This window comes from Metapseudomonas cellulosilytica, from assembly GCF_049334135.1.
Taxonomy (GTDB): domain Bacteria; phylum Pseudomonadota; class Gammaproteobacteria; order Pseudomonadales; family Pseudomonadaceae; genus Metapseudomonas.
Map to the genome: position 1 here is coordinate 73,419 of NZ_JBHZGN010000026.1, position 25,317 is coordinate 98,735.

The window sequence follows — 25,317 nt, forward strand, 5'->3', positions numbered from 1 at the left end:
AGCTGAGGCGGCGGAATGGCTAGCGTTGACCAGCATTCGCCATCAGTGAAGATGCCCTAAAACGGGTTCAAATCCCCCGCCCCACCAAAACCCAAAGCCCCTGAAGATCAATGAATCTTCAGGGGCTTTTTCATTGGGATCGATAAATCGCCCCTCAACCGGTGCCATTGAGGAGCACCGATCGACAAGCCCGCATCCTGACCAGGCGCGGCGTCTCAGGCCCCGCTGCCGAGCACGGTTCGTTTCCAGCACAGCCGTGCGGTGCGCGCCTCCGCTGTACCCTCCTCCAGGCGTGCCGTCAGCTCCAGGGTGTCGCCATTGAAGATGGCCACACGCTTCTGGGTGCCGCCTTCCCAGTTCGGGAACAGGCTGTGGCGTACATGGTGGCGGATTACGCCGTCTTCGATGTCGTAGCCGCCGGCGTAGGTCAGGTAGCTGTCGTAGGCCTTCGCCTTTTCGGCGTCGCTGGCGGACCACTGGCCCCCTTCCAGGGGTTCACGGCCTTTCCTGGCGATCAGGCAGAACATGCCGTAGTCACCGTACTCGATGAACCCCTCCAATTCAGTGCCCATGGGATGGACCATGCGGCCATCGTCATAGGCCTGCTCCCAGGAAAGGATCTGCCAGCGTCCCACAATGTTTTCACGGTTCATGCCCGCGTCTCCTGTTGTTCAAGGTCGAAGAAGTCCATCAGCAGCCCGGCGAATGCCTGGGCACGCTCGATTTGCACCCAGTGGCCGCACTCACCGAACACGTGCAGTTGCGCATGGGGGATGAGCCGCAGCATGCGTTCGGACACTTCCAGCGGAATCACCTGATCGTCGCGACCATGAATCAGCAAGGTCGGGTGTTCCAGCTCACGCAGCGCTTCTTCGGTCATTGCGAGCATTTCCACGCCTTGCTGGCGTGGTGCAGGAAACAGCTGGGCGAAGCGCGTCTGCACATCGTCACGGATGCTCGCCTCGTAGCGCATACGCACCAGGTCGTCATTGATCAGGCCATGATCGTAGGCAAACACCTCCATCAGCTCGCGCATCGCCTGCAGCGATGGCTGATAGCCCCAGACCTTCTCCAGGCCCTCGGTGATGGGGAACGACAGGCCGGCCGCGCCCATCAGCACCAGACGCTTGACCCGCGTCGGATGCATCCTGGCAAAGGCCAGGGCGATGGCGCCGCCGAAGGAGTTGCCGACCACCGAGACCTGGTCGATATCCAGCGTGTCGAGCAGCTTGACCAGCGAGTCGACCCACAAGGCCGGCGTCAGCTGCCATTCAGCCGGGCAGCTGGTGTAGCCGAAGCCCAGCATGTCCGGGGCGATGATGCGGGCCCGCTGGGACAGGACCGGAATCACCCCTCGCCAGTTGGCCCAGGCGGTTACGCCGGGACCGGAACCGTGGATCAGCAGGATGACGTCGCCCTCACCCTGGTCGTGATAGTTGAGCGTGCATTCGCCGACCTGGAGGCTGTTGGCGATTTCCGGAGAATTGGTCATGGTTTGGCCCTGGCGGTTTGTGAAGGGGTGACGACCGGTGCGCGCACGCCTTCAGCCGCCAGTCGCTTGAGAATCTGCCGCGCTTCTTCGCGCTTGTGATCGGGCAGCCAGGTACGGTCGTGGCCCCACAGGCTCATGCCCTGCAGCTCCTCGACCTGCCAGTCCGGGCCGATAGTGCGGGCCGCCCAACCCAGCTCGAACATCCAGCCGTCCGGGTTCTTCAGATAGAACGAGGTGACGTGGTCGTTGATATGGCGGCCCAGGGTGACGCCGATGCTCTCCGGCTTTTCCAGGGCCATGTCATAGGCACGGCCGACGTCGTCGAAGTCGTTGTATTCGAGCATCAGGTGATAGATCTTCGCCGGCCCGCCGGTGTGGGCCAGGCCGACGGTGTGGTGGCGCGGATTGCAGTGCAGGAACTCGACACGGAACGGCGCCTGGGTGTGATCGCTGACCTTGAGGCCAAAGATGTTGCGGTACAGGTGGCTCAGTTCATCGAAGTGTTCGGTGATCAGGGCGACGTGCCCCAGCCCCAGGTCGCCGGTGCGGAAGCCGCCCAGCGGACGGCCCGGTACGAACGGGCTGGCCGCATCGCCCAGGCCATGGCAGACCTCGATACGCACACCGTCCGGGTCGCGGAAGTGGTACATGCCCGCCACGCCGCGCCGGGCGATTTCCTCGGCGCTGCCATCGGTGGCGGCGTAGCCGGCGGCCGCCAGCGCCTGGCGCAGGCGCGTGTGCTCCTCGGCGTTGCTCACTTCAAAGCCCATGCCCATGCTCGCCTCGCCGCGCACCGCCGTCACCAGCAGGCGCTGGATCTTCTCGTCGGCGCGCAAACGCACGCACACCTGCGGCTCGACCACCTCGACCTGCAGGCCGACGTGATCGCGGGCCTGGTCGATCCAGGCCTGCAGATGCGGGGTCTCGACCACCACATAACTCAATGCGTTAACCATTCAAGGGTTCTCCTGTAGGCGATCCGGGGCGGGCATCACTGCGCCGACATGCCGCCGTCGACCGACAGCGTGGTGCCGGTGACGTACGAGGCCTGTTCGGACAGCAGCCAAAGCACGGCGCGGGTGACTTCCTGCGCCTGGCCGATGCGGTGCATCGGCACGCCGGCGTCGTACATATGGTCGTCGCCGCCGGTGACGCGGTCGTAGCTCGGCGTCTTGATCGGGCCGGGGCAGATGGCGTTGACGCGAATGCCCTGCCGTGCGTAATCGAGCGCCACCGCGCGGGTGGCACCGACGATGCCGTGCTTGGACGCCACGTAGTACGCGGTGTCCGGCATGGCCTTGAGACCGAAGATCGAGGCGTTGTTGACGATGGCCCCGCCGCCGCTCTGCAGCATCGCGGCCGACTCGTACTTCATCATGTAGAGGATGCCCTTGAGGTTGATGTCGATGACCTCGCTCAGGTCCTCGTCGGGCGTGGTGTGAATCGGGTTGAAGTCGCGCTGCAGGCCGGCATTGTTGAAGGCGCCATCCAGGCGCCCATACCGCTGCATGGCCAGGTCCACCAGCGCAGCGCAGTCCCCGGCACGCGAGACATCGGTGGCGCGGAACAGCGCCTGGCCACCCTCGCCGAGGATCTGCTCGAGCAGCGCCTGGCCGGCCTCGGCATTGCGATTACCGATCACCACCCGCGCGCCTTCGCGCGCCAGGCTCAGCACCACGTCGCGGCCCATGCCACTGGCCCCGCCGGTGACCAGGATGACTTTGTCACGCCAATTCGTTTGCATGCTCATGCTCGCTTCTCCTTGCCTCAGGCGGGGCCGATACGACCGAACAGGCTTTCCAGAACCACGCCGATGGCCAGCAGACGGCGGTCGGCGAAGGCCGGGCCATCGAGCTCGATGCCCACCGGCAGGCCGCTGCGGCTGCCCAGGCCGATGGGTAGCTGGATGCCCGGCACCCCTGCGCTGGCACCCGGCTCGGTGTTCTGGATCAACGCCTCGAAGTTGCGCGGCAGGTTGACGTCCTCGCAGGCCACCGGCGCGACCACGCAGGTGGTCGGGAAGATCAGCGCGTCGAGGGCATGGATTTCGAACAGGTCCTGATAACGCTCGCGCAGGGCCTCACGGCCAGAGTCACGGGCCGCCTCGTAGATCGGCCTGACGTCCACCAGGGCGTCGCCGGCCGGCATCTTGCGCGGCAGCACCCAGTGTTCGTAGATGGCGCGCACGTCGGGGCTGTGCAGCTTCCGTGCAACCTCCTCGATGGTCATGGCGTGGCCGTATTCACGCAGGTACTCGACCATGCAGTCGTAGGCCTCGAAGATCACCACCGGGAAACCCACCGACGCGTTGAGCTCGAGCAGGCCGGCGTCCTCGATCGGCACCAGCGTCACGCCGTGCCGCTTGAGGGTTTCCAGCGCCGACTCGGCACGCTCGCGCACATCCTCATCGAGGCCGGCCCAGCACTCGGCGGGCACGCCAAGGCGCAGCTGCTGCAGTTGCACCGGCGGCAGGCCGTGGTCGTCGGTCACCAGGCCATCGAGCAGCGCCACATCCGCCATGCACAAGGCCATCGGGCCGACGGTATCGCGGCTGCGGGCAATCGGAATCACCCCACGGTCGCTGTAACGGCCCTGGCTCGGGCGCAACGAGGCACAGCCGTTGAGCGCCGGAGGAATACGCAGCGAGCCGCCGGTATCGGTACCCAGCGCCGCCAGGGCCATGCGCGCGCCCAGCGCCGCGGCGCTGCCAGAGGACGAACCGCCGGCGATGCGGGTGCTGTCGTAGGGGTTGCGCACGCCCACGTCCGGGCCGGTGTTGTAGGCGCCGTTGTAGCCGGTGGCGCCAAAGGCCAGCTCGTGCATGTTGGTCTTGCCGAGGATGATCGCCCCGGCTTCGCGCAGCTTGTGCACCGTGGGCGCGTCTTCGCTCGGCAGGAAGCCTGCGAAGGCGGGCGAACCGGCGGTGCACGGCAGGCCGGCGCTATGGATATTGTCCTTGATCACCAGCGGAATGCCGGACAGCGCCTTTTGCGGCTCGCCCCGCGCACGCGCGGCATCGGCGGCGCGCGCCGCGGCCAGGGCGCCCTCGGCGTCGACGGTGACGAAGATGTTCAGCGTGCGCCCCTCGTCGATGCGCTCCAGGCACGCCTGCACCAGCGCTTCGCTGGTCAGCACACCGTCACGAAACGCCGCCTGGGCTTCGGCGATAGTCAGGTCACTGAGAACCTGGCTGGAGAAAGGTGCAAACATGTTCATGGCAACACTCCTGGGCTCAGCGGCTGAACGCCGTGTCCTTGATCGTTTCCGGGCCGGGGAAGGCTGTCTTGCTGTGGGCCAGGCCCAGATCCAGGAGCATCTCGCACTGCTTGTAGGCGATGACGCCGGGATTGAGCACCGGCACCGGCAGGTTGGCAGCCAGGTAGGCGTGGGACTGGTGCATGGTGGTGGAGCCGAGCACGATGACGTCGGCACCGTCTTCGTCGATGGCGCGCCGGGCAGCCTCCAGCAGCTTGGCGAAGACCACCTCCTCCTTGCCCTGCAGCAGGGCTTCGGTGTCCGGGCGCACGTCGATCGAGCGGATCGACGCCAGCCGCGACTCCAGGCCGTACTCCTTGAGCGTCTTGCGGTACAGCGGGTACCAGCGCGGCCACATGGTCAGGATGCTGAACTTATGGCCGAGCATGCTGGCGGTGTGGAATGCGGCGATGCCGGGCGCCAGCACCGGGATCGACAGGCGCGAACGCAGCGCGGCCAGGCCCGAGTCGCTGACGGTGTTGATGCAGACGGCGTCGAACCCCTCTTCCTCGGCCTTGATGCCGGCCTCGATCACCGCCAGCTCCATCAGCGCCATGTCGTAGTAACTGTCGGCCAGGGTCATCACCTGGCCGGCACCGACGAAGCTGACCTCGATGTCCGGGCGCAGCAGATCGGCCGGCAGCTGCGACTCCACCAGCGGGCGGGTGGCCTCGCTCATGGGCACCGGGAAGATCATCTTGATGCGTTTGCTCATGGCAGCGTCTCCGCTCACAGGCCCAACTCGCCACGCGGGCGGCTCAGGGTGTCGATCAGGGCGTAGAGGATCTTCTCGGCGCAGGGCATCAGGTCGGGGATATAGGTCGCCCCCATGCCGCCCAGGCCCTCGGCCACCGGCAGCGGTGCGCCGGTCGCCGGCCACGGCCAGCCGATGCGCGCGGTCGGCACGCCGTAACGGCGCAGCGCGGCGCCGTCGGTCTGCCCGGCGAGCATGTCGGGCGTGCCGTGCGGGCGCTGTTCGATGAACTCCCAGCCACGCTTGCACGACTGGACGATCCAGTTCTCCGGGTCGGTGCTGCCGCCCGGCACGGAGCCGTACTGTTCCCACTCCAGGTCCAGCTCGGGGAAACGCGCCTCGAGGTCGGCGACGAACTCGGCGAACTGCGCCTTGACACTGGCCGGGCTGACCCGCGGATTGACCCGCACGTCGAAGAAGATCTCGGTCACCGCGCTGGGGAAGGCCGGGCGCTCGACCTGGCCGCCACGCACGCCGGCTATCCAGCCATGCGGCTGGATCACGCCACTGGTGTTGCGCTCGGTGTAGTCGAGGATCCACTGCTGCAGTTCCTGGATCACCGTGGCCGCCGGCACCACCGAGCTGCGGAAGCCCGGGATGTCGTGGGGCACGCCGGCATAGCCCAGGGTGCCTTTGACCTTGAGCTTGAACCAGGCCATGCCCGGTTCCTCGTGGTACACCCAGTTCCACGGTTTCATGATGATGGCGAAGTCCGGGTACATGCCACGGTTGAGCATGTGGATCACGCCGTTGGACATACCGGCGTTGCGCGCCCCGATGTCCACCGGCATGCCGCCGTCGGCCACGCCCAGCAGCAGGTCGCCCTTGAGCGGCACGCCGGATTCGATCAGCGCAGTGGCCACTTCCGTGAGGGTGGCGATCATGCCCTTGGGGTTGGACGAGCCCAGGCCGAACACCCAGTCGTCGACCTGCTGCGCGAAGGGCTGCAGGTCGGCCTCCTGGCCGTCGCCGGTGAGGACTTCCTCGCCCGGCGTGCGGTCGAGGTGGGTGTCGATCGGCGCGTACAGCAGCACGCTGGCACCGCCGCCACTGCCCTTGAACTCGCCCAGCGCATTGCCGGTGATCTCGTTCATCGGGTAGTAGCGCGCCTGCATGCCGATCCCCTGCAGGTGCCGGGTCATGAACTCGCTGGCCTCGCGAGCGGCGCCGGTCGGGCTATGGATATTGGTCAGCTCGAACAACAGCGTTTGCAGGCGCTGTGGGTTGAGGCGAGCGCGAGCCTGCTCGTACCACTGGCTCTGCTCGGGGCTGAACGGTAGCGAAGTCGTGGGCTTCATGGGCGGCTCCTCAATGGCTGGCGACGAACTGTTCGGCGAAGATGTTCTCCGCCCGCACACCCAGCTCGATCAGGCGCCTGGTCGCCGCGTCGATCATCGGTTGCGGGCCGCACAGGTAGGCCACGGTGTCCGGGCTGGTGACGTCGCCTTCACGCAACGCGCTGACCGGGCTGCCCAGATGCAGCCCCTCGGTGGCTCCACGGTCGACGCAGATGCGCGCCTCCAGGGTCGGCAGCCACTGCTTGCGCAACTCGATGTCATCCAGGGAGAACAGGGCCTCGGGCACCGCGCAACCGAAGCTGAGCAGCATCGGCGGTTTGCGCCCACCGCCCTGGCGCAGGGTGTCGATCATCGACAGGATCGGTGCCAGGCCGGTGCCGCCGGCCACGAATATGTGCGGCGCGCGCTTGTGTTCCTCACGCAGGAAAAAGGCGCCATAGGGCCCACTCAAGGTCAGCACCTGGTCCACCTCAGCCTGGTTTTCCAGGAAGCCGGACATGGCACCGCCCGGCAGCAGGCGGATCAGGAACTCCATCTTCGGCAGGATGGCCTGGGTGCTCGACGGCGAATAGCTGCGCAGCACGCCCAGGCCCGGCACCACGATCTGCATGAACTGGCCGGGGAGAAACTCCATCCACTCGCCGTCGGCCAGCTCCAGGGTCACGCGCATGACGTTGCTGGCGATGCGCTCGACCGAATCGACGAAGGCGTGCACCTCATGGGCGGCGCCGGCCCCCACTTCGCTACCGTAACCGAGGTTGAAGGTGCAGTCGGAATTGGCCTGGGATACGCACAACAGGCGCTGCCCCGCTTCGTACTCACTGCCCAGTAGCGAGGCGCTGGCGCCGGGCTGGGTGACCGCCTCGCCTTCGGCCAGATTGCAGATGCAGCTGGAGCAGCCACCGGAACGGCACTGGTAGAGCACCGGCATCTCGGAGGCGAGCGCGGCATCCAGGATATTGCCGCCCGGGGCGACACCAAAGGTACGGCTGACGCCATCGGAGAAGTTCAGGGTGATTTGGTGCAGTTGTTCATTCATGGCTGGATCCACCGAAACAGAAACCTTGCGGGGTGCGCCCGGACAGGCCGCAGCGCCTGTGTGGGCGCTGCGGCAGGGCCTGGTCTTGCCCCGATGTTAGGAAGGGCGAGCCAGCCATCGCGCTCCATTGGGCTACGCGACTATCCCGGGAGCGCAATTAGTTGTGAGAGGCCACGCGGCAGCGGCGGCGGCGTGCGCAAGACACGGCGCGGCGCCCGCGCATGACGGGCACCGCAGTGCAGGCACAGGGGAAAATGCAGTGGCCCCGGAGATGGCCAAACCATGTCCGGGGCCACGCTTGGCAACCCGCCTCAGCAGCCGTTCAAGGCGCTCAGGCGAGCGCCGGCGGACGCAAGCGATGCCAGTCGCTGAGCTTCTGCACGGCCATGCCGGCACGGCACAGCACCGCCTCGCCGCCCTTGCGGGCAATGAACTGGCCGCCGATCGGCAGGCCTGCCTCGGTCAACCCGAGCGGCAAGCTAAGGCAGGGATGGCCACTGACGTTGAACGGTGCGGTGAACTGGATCAGCCGGCGGTTGGCCTCCGGGTCCAGCGCCAGGTTGGCCAGTTGCTCGTGGGTCGGCGCGGCATAGGGCTGCACCGGCGCCAGCACCACGTCCAGCTCGTGCAACAGGGCATCCACTTCACCGGTGAAGCGCTGTGCCGCGAGCAGGATGCGCTGGTAGTCCGTGCCACCCAGGGCGCGGCCGCCGTCGATCAGGCGACTCAGCGCCGGACCGTACTCGGCGGCACGCTGCGGGTAGGTGCCGGCGTGCGCCACGGCGGTCTGCACGCCGCAGTGCGCCTCCCAGTTGCCGCTCACCGCGCGGGTATCCGGCATTCGTACGCTGCGCAACTGGCCACCGCCCTCGTGGATCATCCGCATGATCTGTTGCAGCGCGCGTTGGATCACCGGGTCGACGCCGTCGCTGAGCCAGCCTTCGTCGATGCCGACGCGCAGGCCGCGGAAGCTGTCGTCGATACCCGGCACCTCCAGGCAGACGCTCGGCTGCGAGGTGGGGTCGAGCGGGTCGTGACCGGCGATGGTCGACAGCAGGAACAGCGTGTCGCGGGCGCTGCGGGTGATCGGCCCGACATGATCCAGGCTGGCAGCCATCTCGAAGGCGCCGAAGCGGCTGACCCGGCCCCAGGTCGGCTTGAGCCCGGTCAGGCCGTTGGCCGCGCAGGGAAAGCGGATCGAGCCGCCGGTGTCGCTGCCCAGCGAGGCGTAGCACAGCCCCGCCGCCGTGGCCACGCCGCAGCCGCTGGAGGAAGCGCCGGTCCAGTGATCGGCGCCCCAGGGATTGACCGGCGGTGCGATGCTCGGATGGTTGATGGCGAAGGCGCCCTCGGTCATCTGCAGCTTGCCGAGCATCACCGTCCCGGCTTCGCGCAAGCGGGCCACCACCGTGGCGTCCTGCTGCGGTACGCGGTTGGCGTACAACGGCATGCCAGCGGCGGTGACCACTCCGGCGGTGTCGAACAGATCCTTGAAGGCCACCGGGATGCCATGCAGTGGGCTGTGGCAGATACCCCTGGCCAACGCCTGCTCGGCCTCGCGGGCCTGCGCCAGGGCCAGCTCAGGTGTGACCCGGGCATAGCTGCGCAGCGTGCCATCCAGCGCCTCGATCCGCGTCAACTGGGCCTCGGCCACTTCGACAGGGGAGATCTTGCGACTGCGGATCAGCCGCGACAGTTCATGCATTTCCAGGTAGTGGAGATCGCTGGGCAGGCTCATTGATCGGCTCCGATAAATCCCAGGGCCAGACGATTGAATTCGTCCGGGCATTCGCTCTGCAGGTGGTGCGCGGCATTGCCGAAGATGTGCAGATAGCCGTCGCGCAGGCGGTTGAGCATCAGCATCGGCACGTCGATGCTGCCGAACCAGTCGTGCAATCCCCAGCACAGCAGCGTTGGCGCCTGCACCTGGTGCAGCAGCGGCAGCAGGTTCTCCCACTCGCCAAACGCCCCCGGGGTGCCCAGCAAGCGGATGAAGCCCGGGTTGTTGCTGGCCTCGAAGCGCAGGCGCAGGGTCTCCTCCTCCAGCCGGCTGTCGTCGTGCAGCTCGTAGCGTTGCAGCAGCACCCGCATCTTTTCCAGGCTGGGGCCGTCGCCGGCCAGGTAGTAATCGCGCATCAGGTTGGCGGCGTGCTTGCTGAACAGCGGCAGAGGCGCCAACGCCCCCTGATCGACCGGCTGCGAGCCGATCGCGATCAACCGGCCGACCCGTTGCGGATGCTCCGCCGCCAGACGCAGCGCCACCCCGCCACCGAAGGACTGGTTGATCAGATGGGCGCGGGCGATGCCCAGCGCATCCATGAAACCCAGCAGCTTGCGCGCATGCCAGGTGAACAGCGGCCCGTCCACCGGCACCCTGTCGGAGCCGCCGAACTGGGCGAAATCGAGGAAATAGCATTGCCGATCGGCGGCGAAGGCTGCCGCGCTCAGGCGGAAGTTGCTCCAGGCGGTGCTGCCCGGGCCGCCACCGTGGGTGAAGATGACCGGCAGTTGCCCGTCATCCTGCCCCAGGAGCTGATAGTGCAGGCGCACGCCATCGACCGAGACGAACCGGCTCGGGCCGGGAGAGATAGACGACATACAGGCTCCAGAAAGCGGAAAGCCAGCGCTCCACGAGGAACGCTGGCGGGGTGGGCATCACTCTGCGACTTTGCGGACCCTGTAGCCCGGGCGATGGCCGTCGGCGGTGTCCTTGAAGATCAGGCTGGTGTCCTTGCGCGCGCCGGCCACGCCGCGTCCCGGCTTGGCGATGCCGCGGTTCCAGCGCGAGGCCATCTTGCGCCAGGTGATCGGCGACACGTCGGTGGCCACCAGTTGCTCGTTGTCCCAGCCGGTGCCGTCGGAATAGAAGTTCTGCATGGCTTCGCGGGCGTACAGGTCGCAGTCGTTGAAGCCGTGCAGGCACAGCGGCTCGTACATGTACTTGTAGCGGTAGTCGAACTTGTTGCGGTCCTCTTCGGTCGGGCACACGCGCACCAGGATTTCCCAGTATTCGTGGGTGTCGTCGGTGATCGGCACGTACCACTCGTATTGCACGACGTGCTCTTCCGGCCAGTTTTCCACCATCAGCACACCCGGCAGGACCACCGAAGTGCGGTAGAAGCGACCCTTCAGGCCGTCAACCTTCAGACCCAGGGTCTCGTTCTCCAGGATCGGCTGCCACTTGTCGGTGAACAGCCACTGCATCAGGCCCTTCGGACCGTTCTCGTCCTCGATCACGCTGATGCAGTCGTCGGCGGCCGGCAGGATGCCCAGCGGCAGCACCCAGTCCATCGCATGGACGATGGCGTTGTCCTTGTGCACCAGGATGTGGGCATTGTCGAAGCCGTTCTCGCAGGCGATCCGCCAGTTGCCATAACCGGTACGGTGCATGCCGCGAACCTGCGCATTGTCGTCCAGCACGCTCGGCGAGGACGGCCACAGCGGGTGCGGGAAGCGATCGCTATTTTCCGGGAAACGGAACGGCAGGTCGTGGGACAGCGGCGGCACGTCCTCGTCGGGGAAATCGTCTTCACGCACGAAGACGAAGATCATGCCGTTGACCTCATGCACCGGGTAGGTGGTGATACCGGTGGTGCCCACCAGCTTGTCGTCCGGGTTGGCGATGATGGTCACCAGCTCGCCGCTCTGCAGGTCGAAGGTGAAGCCGTGGTACCAGCAGGAGATGGTGCTCTTGTTGAAGCACATCGGCTTCTCGGACAGACGCACGCCACGGTGCAGGCACTGGTCCTTCAGCGCGAAGACCTTGCCATTGACCCGACGCAGCACGATCGGCACACCGCAGATCTGCAGGCCTTCGACCTGGTCCTCGCCCAGCTCGTGGGTGAACAGCGCCGGATACCAGTGGTTGATGAAGCCCCAGGCGGCATCCTTGTAGGGCTGGTACTGGCTCTGGGTCTTGGCGTTGTTGGTGCGGGCGTCGCTGATACCGGTTTTAACCACACGCCGGCGGATGGTGGGCTGCTCGGACATTGTTGATCCCTCTGGCTGACTGAATGGCGCCGCCCTGTGCGGCGCTGTTGCAGTCATCCTAAAAAGGCTGTTCGAGGCTGACGCTCCCTTGGCTGTGTGGTTTATCCCGGTAGCGCAGAAAGATGCACGTTCCATAGGGACATTGGCGCGCTCAGCCCCGGATGGGTCGGGCGGCGTTCCGCGAGCTTGCGATACCCATCAGTCCTGTCTGCATGGGTATCGCTCCGCTCCACCCATCCTACAAACGTCATCCTGCTAGTCGGGCATTTCAATCGTCACAGGTCCCGTAGGATGGGTCGGGCGGCGCTCCGCGAGCTTGCGATACCCATCAGCCTGTCCGCATGGGTATCGCTCCGCTCCACCCATCCTACGAACGTCACCCTACAAGATCGGCTGTTCGCGGCAATCAACGTGCGAGGGTTTCCGACGGGCTCTCACCGAAGCGGCGCTTGTAGTCGGTGGTGAAATGCCCGAGGTGGCTGAAGCCCCAGCGGAAGGCGACCGCCGTCACCGTATCGCTGCCGGGGCAGAGGCGCTGCAGCTCCTCGTTGACGTGGCGCAGGCGAACTTCCTTCAGGTACAGCATCGGCGAGGTGTTGCGGTAGCGACGAAAGCCGGTGAACAGGGAGCGGCTGCTGACACCCGCGTGCTCGGCCATGTCGACAATGGAGATCGGCTCGTGGGCGTGGTCCTCGATGTAGCGCTCCACGCGCTTGACGAACGCGGGCGCCAGCGAAGGGCCGTCGGAACAGAGTTCGCTCGAATAACTGTGTGGATGGTTGGTCAGCAGCAGGTTGACCAGGCCGGCCTCCATCTGCGCAGTCAGCAATGGCGACAGTTCATCGTCCAACGACAGGCTGTCGTACACCCAGCCGACCATGCGCAGCCAGCGCGCTCCGGCCTCGGTATCCAGCGGCAGGCTCGACTCGAACTCGATGTTGCTGCGCAGGGTACGACCGAGCATTTGCTGGCAATGTCGCTCGATCAGGCTGCGATCGACACGGATGATCAGCTTCTCCGTGTTCGGCGCATGATTGATCAGGATCGGCGTATGAGCGTTGATCACCGTGCCCATGCGCGAATTGCTCAGCACGCTTTTCTGCCCCTGCTCGATCCGCTCCTCGCCATAGATGGGCATCTGAATCAGGGCAAAGGTGTCGAGCACGCCCGGCGTGATGGTGACGGCACCGCCATAGCTCATTCGGCCGATGCCGATGCCACCGAAGCGCCGATAATAAACGCGGGCATCGACCGAGCCACGGCCGTCGATACTGCAGAGACGGTTCGCGCAGAAGATCTTCTCGCCGACCTGGCGGGCCTCTTCGAGGTCGCGGGTATGGCAAATTTCGTAGCGCGCAAGCACCGCTTCCGGTGGAGTAACCGGACGAAAACTCAGCTGTTCCATTGGTCTACCTCAGCGGCCGGGCCAGGCAACCCGACCGGGCTATCTCACGATCTTTATGCGATCCGGGTTCATCTCCCCGGATCATTCTTGTTCTGGCAGTCGTTAGCTGAACCTGGGCTCCCGATCCTCCGACGGACGCTCCGGCTCAGTGCAAGGCTTGATAAACCGCCGCTTCGGCGAGCACGTGCCCACTGCGGCCCCCCTGTACAAACTCCTGTTTCCCATTCAGGTCCGGGGCCTTTCCGAATAAAGCATTTAGCGGGCCAAGACGCTATCCGCTTTCTCTATTTCCCGACGAACATCGGCAGCACGACCTCTGAGTCATGGATGCGCCCATTCGCCGCGAAAAAAATTGCCAGGAACACCCTCGCAGGCGTCCCTGGCCTTGACTTCCAGTCAGCTTATCGGCGCTCGGCGGCGACCATGACGAACATCATGCGTGCCGGAGTGTTACCCGTGTTACGCCATGCGTGTCGGGTACCCATCTGCACCACCACATCACCGGCTTTCAGCACGGTCGGCTCGCCATCATCCAGGTGCAGGGTCAGTTGCCCCTCGACGAGCACGCCGTAGTCGATGGTGTCGCTGCGGTGAAAGCCCGGGGCATCCACCTCGAACAGCTCCGCCAGCCCCGGAAGACGAGCGGCCATCTCCTCACCCGCGGCCTGCAGCTGCTCCGTGGTAGGCACAGCTGCCGACTCCGGCGGGAAGGTCACCAGCATGGCGCAGGTACCGCCGGCCGCCGGCAGAACCGACTCGATCCGGACCAGTGGTTCGGGCTGTACAGCGCCCACCAGCGGCTCGGCCTCGGTCTTCCAGAACAACGCGGCACTGAAGCCCGGGCTGTGCACGAAGGATTCGTCGCCGGCAATTGGGCCGGCGCTGACGATACGGGAACGGCCTGCGCCGTCATGCCCGGTCACCACGCAATTGGCGCGCATCGGAAACCCTCCTGGCGGTCACTGGTGAAGGATGTGGAAGTTGGTGAAGCCATTACCCTGCGCCTGGATGTCGTCCAGCGCTTCGTTGAGCTGCTCCAGGGGGTAGGCGCGCGCCTCCAGTTGCGACAGATCGAGAATCCCCGACTCCACCATGCTGGCCATCTCTTCGCCCTCGCGGGTGGTGAACCATAGCGAGCCGATGTACTGGAGTTGCGCGCACATGAAGGGGTGCGGATCGATCGGGATCGGACCGGCCACGCCGCCGATCTGGACGATCCGCCCGCCACGGCCGACGGCCTGCATGGCGTCCACCGACAGCTCGGTAGGCGCCTTGGCCCCCAGGGTATCGAGCATCGAGTCGACGCCAGCCGGCAGCAGGGCACGCACCTGCTCGTGGATGGTCGTCTCGCCGATGTGGATTGGCACCACGCGGCGCGGATCGAGGGCCTGCAGACGCTCCAGCGCTGCCTGGTCGCGCGCGGCCACCAGTACGCGGGCAGCGCCGAACGCCAGGGCCAGCAACGCGGCGCCCACACCCAGGGTGCCGCTGGCGCCGAGGATCAGGATGTTCTGCGAGGGGCGCAGGGCGGCCTTGCGGATCGCCGCATAGGCGGTGCCCAGATAACCGAAACGGGTTGCCTCGGAAAAGCTCAGGCAATCCGGCAGGCGCACCAGGCTGTGGCCATGGGCGGTCATGTACTGGCCGTAACCGGCATAGGGGTAGCGCTCGAACACCTTCTGCGAGCCGGGGCCGAAACCGAAATAGCCCATGAAGGTGTAGGCCTCGCAGCGCGGCGCATCGCCTTCGCGGCAATGGCGGCATTCGCAGCAACCCACCCCCGGATTCACATAGACCCGGTCGCCGGGCTTGAACGCCGTGACGGCGGAACCGACGGCGGCAACGGTGCCGGCCGAGTCGAGACCGAAGATCGCCGGCAGTGCTGGCAACGGCAGGAAGGGATACCACTCGGGGAAATGCGTGGTGACATTCTTCAGGTTCGGGATCACACCGGATGCCTCGACCTTCACCAGAACCTCGTGCGGCCCGGGTGTGGGCCTGGGCACTTCATCGACCACGAACTTCCCGCCGATCTCATGCAGACGGGCAGCTTGCATCATTGTCATTGTTGTCATCCTCATGCCGACGGTAGTTGGGCCGTCGGGAAATGGACTGCCGTCGGCGCCCATGGCGGGCGCCGAGGCTGCGAAGGATCAGCGGCCCGCCGACTGCAAGGTCTGCAGGGAGAAGTTGCTGGCCTTGGCGTCGAAGTTGGTTTTCCAGGACGCCGTGTCGATCATCGACAGCGTGGCGTGGTTGCGCTGGAAATCGATGACCGCGCTGGCGGTGGTACGGACGTCGCCATCGGCGGTGTTGGCGTAGGAATGGAATTCCATGAACTTCCAGAATTCGCCTTTGCGGTTATAGGCCTCGGCGTAGTAGAAGCGCGGGTACTTCACATCCATGTACAGCACCTTCTTGCTGTAGGGATGCACCGACGGTGTGATCGCTTCGATCACGTAGACCTCACGCGGCTCGAAGTTGTTGTTGTTCATGTTCCAGTACGGCGCCTTGTCGTCGAGCACCGGGTATTTCTCGGCAAAGCTCTTGCCGTTCGGGTTCCACAGGCCGGTCTTGCTGTTGGCCGCGGCCAGCACCCAGCGTTTTTCCACCAGCTTGTACTCGGGATACCAGCAGGGACGGGCGTTGAAGGCGTCCAGGTCGTCCTGCAGCTGATCGGAAGAACCCACCGGGTCCATCCAGGCACCACCGGAGAGACGGCGAATGCGGCGTACGGCCGGGATGTAGGCCCATACGTCGTTGACCTTTTCCGAGTCGTACATCTGGGTGTAGGTGCCCAGGCCCTTCATGTCGGAAGGCGACTTGAAGTAGAGCAGTTGGCGACCACGCTCGCTGCCGTCGCCCTCCACGGTACTGTCGCCAGTGAGTCGGCCCTTCATCGTGTAGCGGCTGAACTCCGCTACTGGCTCGGCGTGGACACCTTTCTTGCCGTCGATCAGCAGCTGGGTGAACTGCGGCACCTGGGAGACATCCCCTACCAGTTGGCCGAGGTGCCAGTTCCACATGAGTTTTTCCGCGGCCTGCGGGTCCTTCATATCGATCTCGGGAAACGGCTCGCCCGCCCCCCAGTTGTCCACCCGGCAGGCTTCCTTGTTGATGCTGGCCTTGCCCGCGTTGGCCTGGGATGCCTTGACCCAGCGCGGGTCAAGCGGCACCTCCTTCGACGCGGCCAGCGGCAGCTTCCAGCCACTGTTGCGAATGCGCCACTCCATCTTCTCGGTCAGCAGGCTGACGATGCTGTGCCCTTCGAAGGTGTCGTTCTTGATCTTGTCGATGTTGTCCGCGGAAATCACGGTGCCGGCCGGCAGTTCTGCCGCGAATGCCGGGAACGAGACGCTGCAGGCGGCAATGAGGCTGGCGGCCAGGGTATGCCGCAGGGCGAAACGGGATGCGCTCATGGTGAGGTCTCCGGTTGGGGGTCAGAACAGGTAGGTCAGGCTGGTGTAGAGCTGGTCGCGGTCGTGGAACACGCCGAACAGGGTGGTGCTGTCGCAGTTGTTCATCTGTCCGGGAATGCACTTGGAGGCATCGCGGTGGGCGTCATCCCAGAAGGCGTCGTACTCGACCTTCCAGCGCCACTTGCTGGACAGCTCAAAGGTCACGGAGGGAATGGCGAAACCGCCGCCGTTGCTCAGGTCAGCACCCAGCACCAGTTGCGGATGGACGCGCCCGCTGTCGTAGCTGAGGTCGAAGATGGTGGTCGCCAGCACCGAGTGCTCCTTGACCTTGCCGCCCCAGCCGACGCTGTAGAGCAGCCCGTCATCCTTGTCGAAGTTCTGTACCCATTTGTCGAACAGCTGCACGGAGAAGAACATCGGTTTCTCGGTGCCCAGCCAGGTCTGGGTGGCGGCGATGTTCTTGTCCATGCGCAGCATCATCGCGACGACATCCTTGCGGGTGAAGCCGTCGAAGCCGGGCGCGATGAACTGGCTCAGCAGGGTCGGGTTGTCCAGGGTGATCTGGTACGGCGCGTCCTTGATGTAGGCCATCTCGGTGCTGAACACGGCGTCGGCGGTTTCGGAGTAGCCGCTGGCGGTGAAGCCGAAGATGTCGACGATCGGGTAGATGACTTCGCCGGCAACGCCACGGGTCTGGTCGGTGCCGTGGGTCTCGGCGCCGGACGGCACGTTGGGCAGGCCGAACAGGGCGAGGTTGTTGGAGGCATTGAGGATCGGCGAGTTGTAGAAGGTCCGCAGGTACGACAGCGAGTAGTTGAGGTCGCCGTACAGGCCACTCCAGCGCAGGCCACCGGTAAAGTCCTTGTAATCGCCTTCGTCGTTCTCGAAGTTGTACGGGTCGATATTGCGGAAATCGACGCCGGCGTAGGGATTGCCCGACCAGCGTCCACCGTAGATGTCCAACTCGGTGCCGATGTCTTGCGTACGGTCCAGCCCCGGACGGATGAAGGCTTCCAGACCGCCTTCCAGTTCCGGCACATCGATGTTCATCTTGATGATGTTGTTGGTCTTGCGCAGTTCCTCGTTGGCCGGCTCGAGGAAGTTGCGCCAGGTGAAGTCGAAACCGTGCACCAGGTCGTTGGCGGCGAAAAAGTCGGTCTCGCCCCAGGCCAGCTGCTGCTTGCCGATGCGGAAGGAGAGCCGTTCACCCACCGGGAAATCGACGTACAGCTCACGGATATCGGCCTTGTTGTAGAGGTCCATGATGTCGCCGCGACCGTCAGCTTCGCGGTGGTTGTTGGCCCCCATCTCCTCCAGATGTTCGAGGAAGTCGGTCTCGACCTCGCGCGATGCGCGCAGCTTGGCCACCACCGAAACGCTGTCGGTGGCCCGCCAATCCAGGTTGAGGCGCGCGGTGCTGCGCGCCATCGATAGCTTGCCCTTGTCGTCGTAGCCGGGCGTGTCGCCCCAGTTCTTGGTGTTCCAGGACAGCTCTTCACGCAGATAGCCGTCGTAGTGGAAGCGGTCGTCGGCCAGTGACGACGCGGCGGCGGTGCCAAGGGCGATTGCCAGGGCGAGCCTGTGGATCGGCACGCGCATGCGCGCGGCCGGGACATTATTCTTGTTCATCTTGTCTCCCGAGTGTGGTGGCAGCGTTTAGGCGTTGGGTCTTGTTGTTGTGTGGTTTCAAACCTGCTGGAGCGCGGCGCTGCCGACGGGGTCCGGCTCGCCGAAGATGAAGCGCGGGCGGAACACGTAGAGCAGCGACGGCATGACGAAGAGGGCGGAGAAGGCCGACACGCTCAGCCAGATGGCCATCAGCAGGCCCATCTCGGCCTGGAAGCGCAGCGACGACACCCACCAGAGCAAGGTGCTGACGATCAGCACGCTGGCGGTGACGATCACCCCCATGCCCGAGGAATGCAGGGCCAGGCGGATGGCCTGTTCGGCGCTGCGGCCATGGGCGATTTCCTCTTTCACCCGGTCGGCGATGTAGAAGGCGTAATCCACGCCCAGGCCGATGCCGAGGGCCGCCACCGGCACGGTATTGATGTTCATGCCGATGCCCTTCCAGGTCATGAAGGCGAACGTCAGCATGTTGGAGATGATCACCGGCACCATGAACAGCATGCCGGCGACGCTGGAGCGGTAGACCAGGGTGCAGAGCACCGCGAGCACCAGCAGGGCCAGGGCGATGGCCTCGATCTGGCTGGACAGGATGATTTCATTGACCGCCGCCATCACCCCGATCAGGCCGCCCGCCAGGTGCCACTGGCCTTCGGCCAGGGGATGGGTGGCGATGAACTCCTTGATCCGCGCCACCGCGGTGCGGATGGTTTCGCCCTGGCGATCGCGGAACATCAGGGTCACCGAACCATTGGCGTACTGGTCGTCGGCGAAGCGGGAGATGTCGCCCGGCTCGGAGACCGAATCCAGCATGGCCATCAGGCTGCCGTTGATCGCGCCGCTGTCGCCCAGTTCCAGGTAGCGCGGGTTGCCTTCGCGCAGGCTGGCGTTCACATGGGGCAGTACATCGGCGATGGACAGCGAGCCGCCCACTTCCGGCTGCGCCTCGATGAAACGCTGGAAGCTGTTCATCGCATGCAGCGCCTCGTTGCCCTTGATCAGGCCGGGACGGTTGTCGTCACCGAGCACCACGAACATCCGGTCGACGCCTTCGAAGCGGCCGTTGATCGCGGCGGAGTCGCGGTTGTAGGTGGACTCCGGCCAGAGGATGGGCGAGCCGGGATTGGCGTCGCCGATCTTCAGATTCAGCGAGTAGAGACCGGCGCCGACCACCACCAGCAGGCTGACGCCAAGGACCCCATAACGGGCCCGCGACAGGCAGACCCGCACCGCCAGGTCGAGCACCTTGCGCAGCAGCGGCAGGCAGTCGATGGGGTGCGCCACGCAATGGGGCTTGCGGATGAAGGACAGCATCACCGGCGTGAGGATCACCGCGCTGATCGTCAGCGTCGATACCCAGACCACCGCCAGCACGGTGAGCTTCTGCAACATCGGGATCGGGCTCAGGGCCACCACCGCCATGCACGCGGCGTCGGCGATCACCCCCAGCATGCCCGGCCGGAACAGGTCGGCCAGGGCCACCCTCGCCGCGATCCCGGCAGTGTCGGCGCCGGGCGGCAGCAGTTCCAGTTCATCATCGAAGCGATTGACGATCTGCACCGAATGGGAAACCGCCCGCGAGGTGATCAGCATGGCGACCACGATCACCAGCGGCTCGAAATTGATGGCCAGCAGCTGGCAGATGCCCAGCGCCCAGATCGCGCTGACCAGGCCCGCCAGCAACGGCAGCATCAGGCCACGCCAGGTGCGCAGTAGCACGAAGAGCATCACCAGGGTCACCAGCAGCGCCGCCGCGACCAGTTCGATGGTTTCCGGCAGGTAGTGGCCCACCCAGCCATAGAGGATCGGGTCGCCCACCACGCGGATCTTGACGCTGCCGTCATCCACCTTGGCAATCAGGTCGCGGATCTCGTGGAAGACCTTGGTGTAATCCACCTGCTGGTCGATGAAGTCCACGGTGATCAGGGTGGCCTGCAGGTCCTTGGACACGTAGGGCCCATAGACCAGCGGGTTGCGCAGCACGGCCTGCTTCAGCTCGGTCATTGCCTCGGCGTTCGCCGGCAGGTCCGGCCACATCAGCGGACGGCTCTCGATGCCGGCCGTGGAGGCGCGGACTTCCTTCAGCTTCTTCGAGGCCAGGGAGGTGATCTGGTACTGGTTGACCGCGGACACCTCGCGCAGGCCCAGGGTCACGGTACGCACCTTGTCCAGCACGGGGGTCTGGAAGATATCGCCCTGCTCCACCTCGAACATGATGGTGACCATGTTCGAACCGCCGAAGGTGTCCTTGAACTTGTCGTGGGTCTGCACGTACTCGTGGCGCGAGGGCAGCATGTCCTCGAATACGGTGCGGACCTCAATGTGCAGGGCGAACCAGCTCAGGGCCAGGGTCAGGATAAGGAGTCCGCCCGCCACCCAGGCGCGCCGACGGATGCACAACTCGGCAATGCGTTCGATCATGTTCTGCTCTCGATTGGAAGGGGCCAGGGACGGGTTCAAGGCTGCAGCTCCGACCATTGGCGGCCATCCCAGTGGCCGATGTCGGCGCCGGCCAGCCAGATGTTCCGGCCGTCCAGCAGGCCACGGGTGTGCCAGGACAGGTTGCGCTCATCCAGGGCGCCGGTTTTCCAGCCCTCGTCATTGCCGGAGACCCAGCGGCCGAGCGCACCGGTGGCGAACCAGCGCTGTTCATTCGGGTTCCACAGGACATCGAAGAGGTGCTCGGTAATGCCCAGCGCGACCGTCTCCCAACTCAGGCCGCCATCACGGGTCACCAGCAGCGCGCCTTCCAGGCCGACCGCCACGCCGTTCCGTGCGTCGCGGAACTGCACCGACATCAGCGAGCCGGGAACGGGCGCGGCGATTTCCGTCCAGGTACGCCCCAGGTCATCGCTGAGCAGGACGCGCCCGAACTCGCCGACCACCACCAGGCGGCCGCCTTCGAGAATGGCCACGTCGTTCCAGGCCACGTCTTCCTCTTCGCGCAGGCGCTGCCAGGTCTGGCCGTAGTCGCGGCTGACCAGCAGGGCGCCCATCTCGCCGGTGGCGATGGCCAGCCCGCCGGCGGCGACACGCACCCGGTTCAGCTTGTTGGCCACTTCCGAGCGCGGCACGCCGTCTGCCGCTTGCCAGTGCTGGCCGGCATCCCCGCTGTGCAGGATGACCCCGTCATTGCCCACCGCCACGGCATGCTCGGCATCCCAGATGGCGATGTCCTGCAGCGTCCGCACGGTGGGCGTGGGCAGGCGGCGCACCTGTCCGTCCGCAGCGATAGCGAGGATCTTGCCGTTGGAGCCGCTGGCCCAGACCTCGCCCGCGGGCGACAGGGCCAGGCCATAGAAATGGTCGCGGCGCTCCAGGGCCGGCGGGGTGACGGTGCCACCTACCGGCTGCGGCTTGATGAACAGCCCGGCCCAGAGCAGGCCGGCGATGATCGACCAGGGCAGCACCGCCATCAGCGCCTTGCTGACGCGCTGTGCGGCGCTCGGTCGCGGCATCCGCAAGGATGAGGATTGATCGATGTTGATGAGATTTGACATGGGTCGGGTCCACAGGGTTGGCGTCGTCTTTGTTCTGCTAATGGCGCCGGCAACGCAGGCAACCCCACTCTAGGTACCCCCCGGGAGTCGAACTATCCCGACACTGCAGGGCTTGTCCCCCGGGCGCAGATATTGCCGGCGGCCTGGTGCATTCACGGGATAGCCGGATACGGCAAGGACTGGAGTCAGTCCGTAGGATGGGTGGAGCTTGCGATACCCATCATGCAGAGCCGATGGGTATCGCTCTGCTCGCGGAGCGCCGCCCGACCCACCCTGCAAAGCTGTCCAGCCTTGTTGCCCGGATGCGCGGGCGCAGCACGGACCGCTACACCCGCTCAGAGCCTGAAGCGGTCCACCAGGGTGTTCAGCCGCCCCGCCAGGGACTGCAGGTCGTGGCTACGCCGGCGGACCTGACCGGCACTGCGTGACGCGTTATCCGCCGAGTCGGCGATGGTCACCAGGCTGCGCGACAACTGCTCGCTGGTTGCCGCCTGCTGGCCGGTCGCCGTGGCGATCTGCTGACTCATCTCGCGAACTTCACCGATCATCTGGGTGATCCGGTGCAACGCCTCGCTGGCGTCCCGGGCACTGGTGACGTTGGACTGCGAGCCCTGGCGGCTCCGCTCCACCATGCCGACCACGGTCTGCGTGCGTTCCTGGATGGCCGCGATGCTGCGGTGCACCTCCTCAGTGGAGTTGTGCGTACGCCGCGCCAGCGCCCGTACTTCGTCGGCCACCACGGCGAATCCCCTGCCCTGCTCGCCGGCCCGGGCCGACTCGATGGCGGCGTTGAGCGCCAGGAGGTTGGTCTGGTCGGCGATCTCGCGGATCACCGCCACCACGCTGCCGATGGTCTGGCTGCTGCCCTCCAGTTGCTCGGTCAGCGCAAAGATCTCCTCCAGCAGCGCGGCATTGCGGGTGATCGCCTCGGCGAGGGCAGCCACCGTGCCCTGCCCACGGGCCACCGCCTGGTCGCCGTCACGGGTGGCGCGCGCCGTCAGGCCGGCATTGCCGGCCACCTCTTCCACCGTGGCCGCCATCTGCTGCATGGCGGCCGCGAGCTGGCCTATCTCGTCGCGTTGCGCATCCACGCCGGCCCCGGCTGCCTGGCTTTCCTGCTGGAGTGCCTCGGAGGTCTCGTGGAGGGTCTGGCCGGTGCTCTTGATCTCGGCCACCAGCTCGGCCATGGAGCCGATGAAGCGATTGAACTCCCATGCCAGGGTCGCCAGTTCGTCGCGCCCCTGGACCGGCAAGCGGGCACGCAGGTCGGCTTCGCCGGAGGCCAGTTGCCTGACCGCCAGCACAACGGCGTTCAGCGGCCGCGCCAGGGCCTGACCAAGCAGCAGGATCAGGATCGCGGCGATCAATACGGCGGCCGTCCCCAGCAGCAACAGCTTCACCGCCAGGGCCTTGACCCCACCCAGGACCGCGGCACTGGGCAGGGCCACGCCGAACGACCAGGGCGTTGCGGTATCGCCGATGACCACCGGCACGGCAAGCATGAAGATCTCCTCCCCCATGGCCGGCGAGACGAAGCGCAGGGTCAGTGGCCGCCCGTTACGCACCGCGTCGATCATGGTCTGCAGGTACTCGCCCATGAAGTCCGCCTCGGTTTCGGCCTCCTTGCGTCCGATCCGGCTCGGGTCGGGGTGTGACACCAGCGTGGTGTCATTGGCGGTCAATGCGGCCAGGCCAACGCCCAGCGGGCGCAGTCGGGCCACGCGGGCCTGGAGCTGCTTCGCGTCGAGGCCCAGCCCCAGGCTCCCGACCACCCGTCCGTTCTGACGTATCGGAATGAGCAGCGGAATGGCTGGCTGCGCGGCACCGAGCCCCGGCAAATTACGGGGTGGATGGACCCGCTCGCGTTCGACGGCATCGGGCCCCACCAGTTCGGCCAGGATCTGCCGTTGCTCAAGTGAGGCCGGCAGGATGCCGGCGCCATCACGCAACCAGTAGACCGGCGTGCGCTCCTGCCCCTGTGACGGCAGCCACCAGGCGGCACTCACCTGCGGGCTGGTGTGGAGCAGGGTTTCCAGCATCTGGTCGGCGATACGGTTGTCCACCAGCTCGCCATCGGCCAGCTCCCGGCCAAGCAGTTCCCCCGTGGTACGCGCCGAGTGCAATGCACCGTCGAAGTAGGCGCCGATCTCGGCGGCCTGCTGGCGAACGATGGCGTCCACCGCTGTTTCGGCCAGGGCCTCGGTCGAGGCCTTGCTCGACTGGTATACCAGCAGCACGGTGGCCACGTACACGACGATGGTCAGTGGCAGGACGGTGATGAGCAGCTTGTTCCTCAGCGAAAGCTTGGCCAGCATGGCGAACTCCTGGTCGCGGCCGGCCGGCAGCTCATCCCTGGCCCCGCGGATTCGATGGCGATGTCGGTGTCGGGCATTGGCGGGCCAGGTCGGCTCTTTGTGGGGGCGAATTCATTCGCCAAGCAGACCGCAGGTCTGCCCTACCAGGCCGGAGGGGGCAGCTGCGCTGCCCTTGGCGAATGAATTCGCCCCTACAGGGGTTGGGCGCGGTATGTAGGATGTGGTGGAGCGAAGCGATACCCATCAGCGGGGTTCGATGGGTATCGCAGGCTCCACCCATCCTACGAGCTCAGCTACTACGCGCTGCCAGCAGGTCCAGGGCGACGTCGACGATCATGTCTTCCTGGCCGCCGACCATCCGCCGCCGGCCCAGCTCGACCAGGATGTCCAGGGTCTTCAGCCCGTACTTGGCCGCCGCCACTTCGGCGTGGCGCAGGAAGCTCGAATAGACCCCGGCATAACCGAGGCCGAGGGTCTCGCGGTCGACCCGCACCGGGCGGTCCTGCAGCGGCCGCACCAGGTCGTCGGCGGCGTCCATCAGGCGGTAGAGGTCGGTGCCGTGGTTCCAGCCGAGGCGCTCGGCGGCGGCGATGAATACCTCCAGCGGCGCATTGCCGGCGCCGGCGCCCATGCCGGCCAGGCTGGCGTCGATGCGGTCACAGCCCTCCTCCACCGCGACGATGGAGTTGGCCACGCCGAGGCTGAGGTTGTGGTGGGCGTGCATGCCGGTCTGCGTCTCCGGCTTCAGCACGGCCTTGAAGGCGCGCATGCGGTCACGGATGTCCTGCATGTTCATCGCGCCGCCGGAGTCGGCCATGTAGATGCACTGCGCGCCGTAGCTCTCCATCAGTTGGCCCTGCCGGGCGAGCTCTTCCGCCGGGAGCATGTGGCTCATCATCAGGAAGCCCACGGTGTCCATGCCCAGGCTGCGGGCGTACTCGATGTGCTGCTTGGCCACATCCGCCTCGGTGCAGTGGGTGGCCACCCGCACGCTACGGGCGCCGGCGTCATAGGCGGCTTTCAGGTCGTGCACGGTGCCGATGCCGGGCAGCAGCAGTACGGTGAGGCGCGCGTGCTCGATCACGTCCGCTGCCGCTTCGATCCACTCCAGGTCGGTGTGGGCGCCGAAGCCGTAGTTGAAGGACGAGCCTTGCAGGCCGTCACCGTGGGTGACTTCGATGGCATCCACCTTGGCCTGGTCCAGCGCGCGGGCGATGGCCTGCA

The 25,317-nt window shown here is 65.9% G+C and carries 20 protein-coding genes; all 20 read right to left on the reverse strand.

Features of this window, described 5'->3' with window-relative positions; translation table 11 throughout:
- Positions 1-215: 215 nt before the first annotated feature.
- Positions 216-653 carry a lipocalin-like domain-containing protein gene (locus ACFW0H_RS25165; protein WP_422916573.1) on the reverse strand — a complete coding sequence of 146 codons (438 nt, stop codon included), beginning with the start codon at positions 651-653 and terminating at the stop codon, positions 216-218.
- Positions 650-1,492, reverse strand: a complete 843-nt coding sequence (locus ACFW0H_RS25170) for an alpha/beta fold hydrolase (protein ID WP_422916574.1) — start codon at positions 1,490-1,492, stop codon at positions 650-652. Before ACFW0H_RS25170 ends, ACFW0H_RS25165 begins: the two co-directional genes overlap by 4 nt.
- Complete coding sequence (locus ACFW0H_RS25175) at positions 1,489-2,448, reverse strand: VOC family protein (protein WP_422916575.1); 960 nt, start codon at positions 2,446-2,448, stop codon at positions 1,489-1,491. The genes ACFW0H_RS25170 and ACFW0H_RS25175 overlap by 4 nt, the downstream gene beginning before the upstream one ends.
- A gap of 35 nt (positions 2,449-2,483) precedes the next feature.
- The gene (locus ACFW0H_RS25180) at positions 2,484-3,242 is read right to left on the reverse strand and encodes an SDR family NAD(P)-dependent oxidoreductase (protein WP_422916576.1); all 759 of its coding nucleotides are present in this window, start codon (positions 3,240-3,242) and stop codon (positions 2,484-2,486) included.
- A 17-nt stretch (positions 3,243-3,259) separates the two neighbouring features.
- The gene (gene iaaH / locus ACFW0H_RS25185) at positions 3,260-4,708 is read right to left on the reverse strand and encodes an indoleacetamide hydrolase (RefSeq protein ID WP_422916577.1); all 1,449 of its coding nucleotides are present in this window, start codon (positions 4,706-4,708) and stop codon (positions 3,260-3,262) included.
- Positions 4,709-4,724: 16 nt separating this feature from the next.
- Complete coding sequence (locus tag ACFW0H_RS25190) at positions 4,725-5,462, reverse strand: aspartate/glutamate racemase family protein (RefSeq protein WP_422916578.1); 738 nt, start codon at positions 5,460-5,462, stop codon at positions 4,725-4,727.
- Positions 5,463-5,476: 14 nt separating this feature from the next.
- A complete protein-coding gene (locus ACFW0H_RS25195) occupies positions 5,477-6,799 on the reverse strand; it encodes a M20 family metallopeptidase (protein ID WP_422916579.1) in 1,323 nt (440 codons plus the stop codon).
- A gap of 10 nt (positions 6,800-6,809) precedes the next feature.
- Positions 6,810-7,838 (reverse strand): FAD-binding oxidoreductase, encoded by a 1,029-nt coding sequence (locus ACFW0H_RS25200; RefSeq protein ID WP_422916580.1) that lies wholly within the window; start codon positions 7,836-7,838, stop codon positions 6,810-6,812.
- 331 nt (positions 7,839-8,169) lie between these two features.
- The gene (locus ACFW0H_RS25205; RefSeq protein ID WP_422916581.1) at positions 8,170-9,576 is read right to left on the reverse strand and encodes an amidase; all 1,407 of its coding nucleotides are present in this window, start codon (positions 9,574-9,576) and stop codon (positions 8,170-8,172) included.
- The gene (locus ACFW0H_RS25210) at positions 9,573-10,436 is read right to left on the reverse strand and encodes an alpha/beta fold hydrolase (protein ID WP_422916582.1); all 864 of its coding nucleotides are present in this window, start codon (positions 10,434-10,436) and stop codon (positions 9,573-9,575) included. Before ACFW0H_RS25210 ends, ACFW0H_RS25205 begins: the two co-directional genes overlap by 4 nt.
- 57 nt (positions 10,437-10,493) lie before the next feature.
- The gene (locus ACFW0H_RS25215; protein ID WP_422916583.1) at positions 10,494-11,828 is read right to left on the reverse strand and encodes a Rieske 2Fe-2S domain-containing protein; all 1,335 of its coding nucleotides are present in this window, start codon (positions 11,826-11,828) and stop codon (positions 10,494-10,496) included.
- A 406-nt stretch (positions 11,829-12,234) separates the two neighbouring features.
- Entirely contained in the window at positions 12,235-13,233 is a 999-nt protein-coding gene (locus tag ACFW0H_RS25220) for an AraC family transcriptional regulator (RefSeq protein ID WP_422916584.1), read from the reverse strand.
- Positions 13,234-13,634: 401 nt separating this feature from the next.
- Positions 13,635-14,174: a cupin domain-containing protein gene (locus tag ACFW0H_RS25225; protein ID WP_422916585.1), complete on the reverse strand. Its 540-nt coding sequence runs from the start codon at positions 14,172-14,174 to the stop codon at positions 13,635-13,637.
- Positions 14,175-14,192: 18 nt separating this feature from the next.
- Positions 14,193-15,299: an alcohol dehydrogenase catalytic domain-containing protein gene (locus ACFW0H_RS25230; RefSeq protein ID WP_422916586.1), complete on the reverse strand. Its 1,107-nt coding sequence runs from the start codon at positions 15,297-15,299 to the stop codon at positions 14,193-14,195.
- Positions 15,300-15,386: 87 nt separating this feature from the next.
- On the reverse strand, positions 15,387-16,652 hold the full coding sequence (locus ACFW0H_RS25235; RefSeq protein ID WP_422916587.1) for a DUF1329 domain-containing protein: 1,266 nt from the start codon (positions 16,650-16,652) through the stop codon (positions 15,387-15,389).
- 21 nt (positions 16,653-16,673) lie between these two features.
- On the reverse strand, positions 16,674-18,281 hold the full coding sequence (locus tag ACFW0H_RS25240; protein ID WP_422916588.1) for a DUF1302 family protein: 1,608 nt from the start codon (positions 18,279-18,281) through the stop codon (positions 16,674-16,676).
- A gap of 57 nt (positions 18,282-18,338) precedes the next feature.
- A complete protein-coding gene (locus tag ACFW0H_RS25245; protein WP_422916589.1) occupies positions 18,339-20,699 on the reverse strand; it encodes an efflux RND transporter permease subunit in 2,361 nt (786 codons plus the stop codon).
- Between the two features lie 35 nt (positions 20,700-20,734).
- Positions 20,735-21,778 carry a YCF48-related protein gene (locus ACFW0H_RS25250; protein WP_422916590.1) on the reverse strand — a complete coding sequence of 348 codons (1,044 nt, stop codon included), beginning with the start codon at positions 21,776-21,778 and terminating at the stop codon, positions 20,735-20,737.
- 335 nt (positions 21,779-22,113) lie between these two features.
- Positions 22,114-24,093, reverse strand: a complete 1,980-nt coding sequence (locus ACFW0H_RS30185) for a methyl-accepting chemotaxis protein (protein WP_459077332.1) — start codon at positions 24,091-24,093, stop codon at positions 22,114-22,116.
- A gap of 289 nt (positions 24,094-24,382) precedes the next feature.
- The coding region (dmpG, locus tag ACFW0H_RS25265; RefSeq protein ID WP_422916591.1) for a 4-hydroxy-2-oxovalerate aldolase at positions 24,383-25,317 on the reverse strand (935 nt) is incomplete at its 5' end.

Bases quoted from the DNA above. Each gene is read 5' to 3' on its own strand.
- ACFW0H_RS25165 (WP_422916573.1), bottom strand. From the start codon at position 653: ATGAACCGTGAAAACATTGTGGGACGCTGGCAGATCCTTTCCTGGGAG.
- ACFW0H_RS25170 (WP_422916574.1), bottom strand. From the start codon at position 1,492: ATGACCAATTCTCCGGAAATCGCCAACAGCCTCCAGGTCGGCGAATGC.
- ACFW0H_RS25175 (WP_422916575.1), bottom strand. From the start codon at position 2,448: ATGGTTAACGCATTGAGTTATGTGGTGGTCGAGACCCCGCATCTGCAG.
- ACFW0H_RS25180 (WP_422916576.1), bottom strand. From the start codon at position 3,242: ATGAGCATGCAAACGAATTGGCGTGACAAAGTCATCCTGGTCACCGGC.
- iaaH (WP_422916577.1), bottom strand. From the start codon at position 4,708: ATGAACATGTTTGCACCTTTCTCCAGCCAGGTTCTCAGTGACCTGACT.
- ACFW0H_RS25190 (WP_422916578.1), bottom strand. From the start codon at position 5,462: ATGAGCAAACGCATCAAGATGATCTTCCCGGTGCCCATGAGCGAGGCC.
- ACFW0H_RS25195 (WP_422916579.1), bottom strand. From the start codon at position 6,799: ATGAAGCCCACGACTTCGCTACCGTTCAGCCCCGAGCAGAGCCAGTGG.
- ACFW0H_RS25200 (WP_422916580.1), bottom strand. From the start codon at position 7,838: ATGAATGAACAACTGCACCAAATCACCCTGAACTTCTCCGATGGCGTC.
- ACFW0H_RS25205 (WP_422916581.1), bottom strand. From the start codon at position 9,576: ATGAGCCTGCCCAGCGATCTCCACTACCTGGAAATGCATGAACTGTCG.
- ACFW0H_RS25210 (WP_422916582.1), bottom strand. From the start codon at position 10,436: ATGTCGTCTATCTCTCCCGGCCCGAGCCGGTTCGTCTCGGTCGATGGC.
- ACFW0H_RS25215 (WP_422916583.1), bottom strand. From the start codon at position 11,828: ATGTCCGAGCAGCCCACCATCCGCCGGCGTGTGGTTAAAACCGGTATC.
- ACFW0H_RS25220 (WP_422916584.1), bottom strand. From the start codon at position 13,233: ATGGAACAGCTGAGTTTTCGTCCGGTTACTCCACCGGAAGCGGTGCTT.
- ACFW0H_RS25225 (WP_422916585.1), bottom strand. From the start codon at position 14,174: ATGCGCGCCAATTGCGTGGTGACCGGGCATGACGGCGCAGGCCGTTCC.
- ACFW0H_RS25230 (WP_422916586.1), bottom strand. From the start codon at position 15,299: ATGACAATGATGCAAGCTGCCCGTCTGCATGAGATCGGCGGGAAGTTC.
- ACFW0H_RS25235 (WP_422916587.1), bottom strand. From the start codon at position 16,652: ATGAGCGCATCCCGTTTCGCCCTGCGGCATACCCTGGCCGCCAGCCTC.
- ACFW0H_RS25240 (WP_422916588.1), bottom strand. From the start codon at position 18,281: ATGAACAAGAATAATGTCCCGGCCGCGCGCATGCGCGTGCCGATCCAC.
- ACFW0H_RS25245 (WP_422916589.1), bottom strand. From the start codon at position 20,699: ATGATCGAACGCATTGCCGAGTTGTGCATCCGTCGGCGCGCCTGGGTG.
- ACFW0H_RS25250 (WP_422916590.1), bottom strand. From the start codon at position 21,778: ATGTCAAATCTCATCAACATCGATCAATCCTCATCCTTGCGGATGCCG.
- ACFW0H_RS30185 (WP_459077332.1), bottom strand. From the start codon at position 24,093: ATGCTGGCCAAGCTTTCGCTGAGGAACAAGCTGCTCATCACCGTCCTG.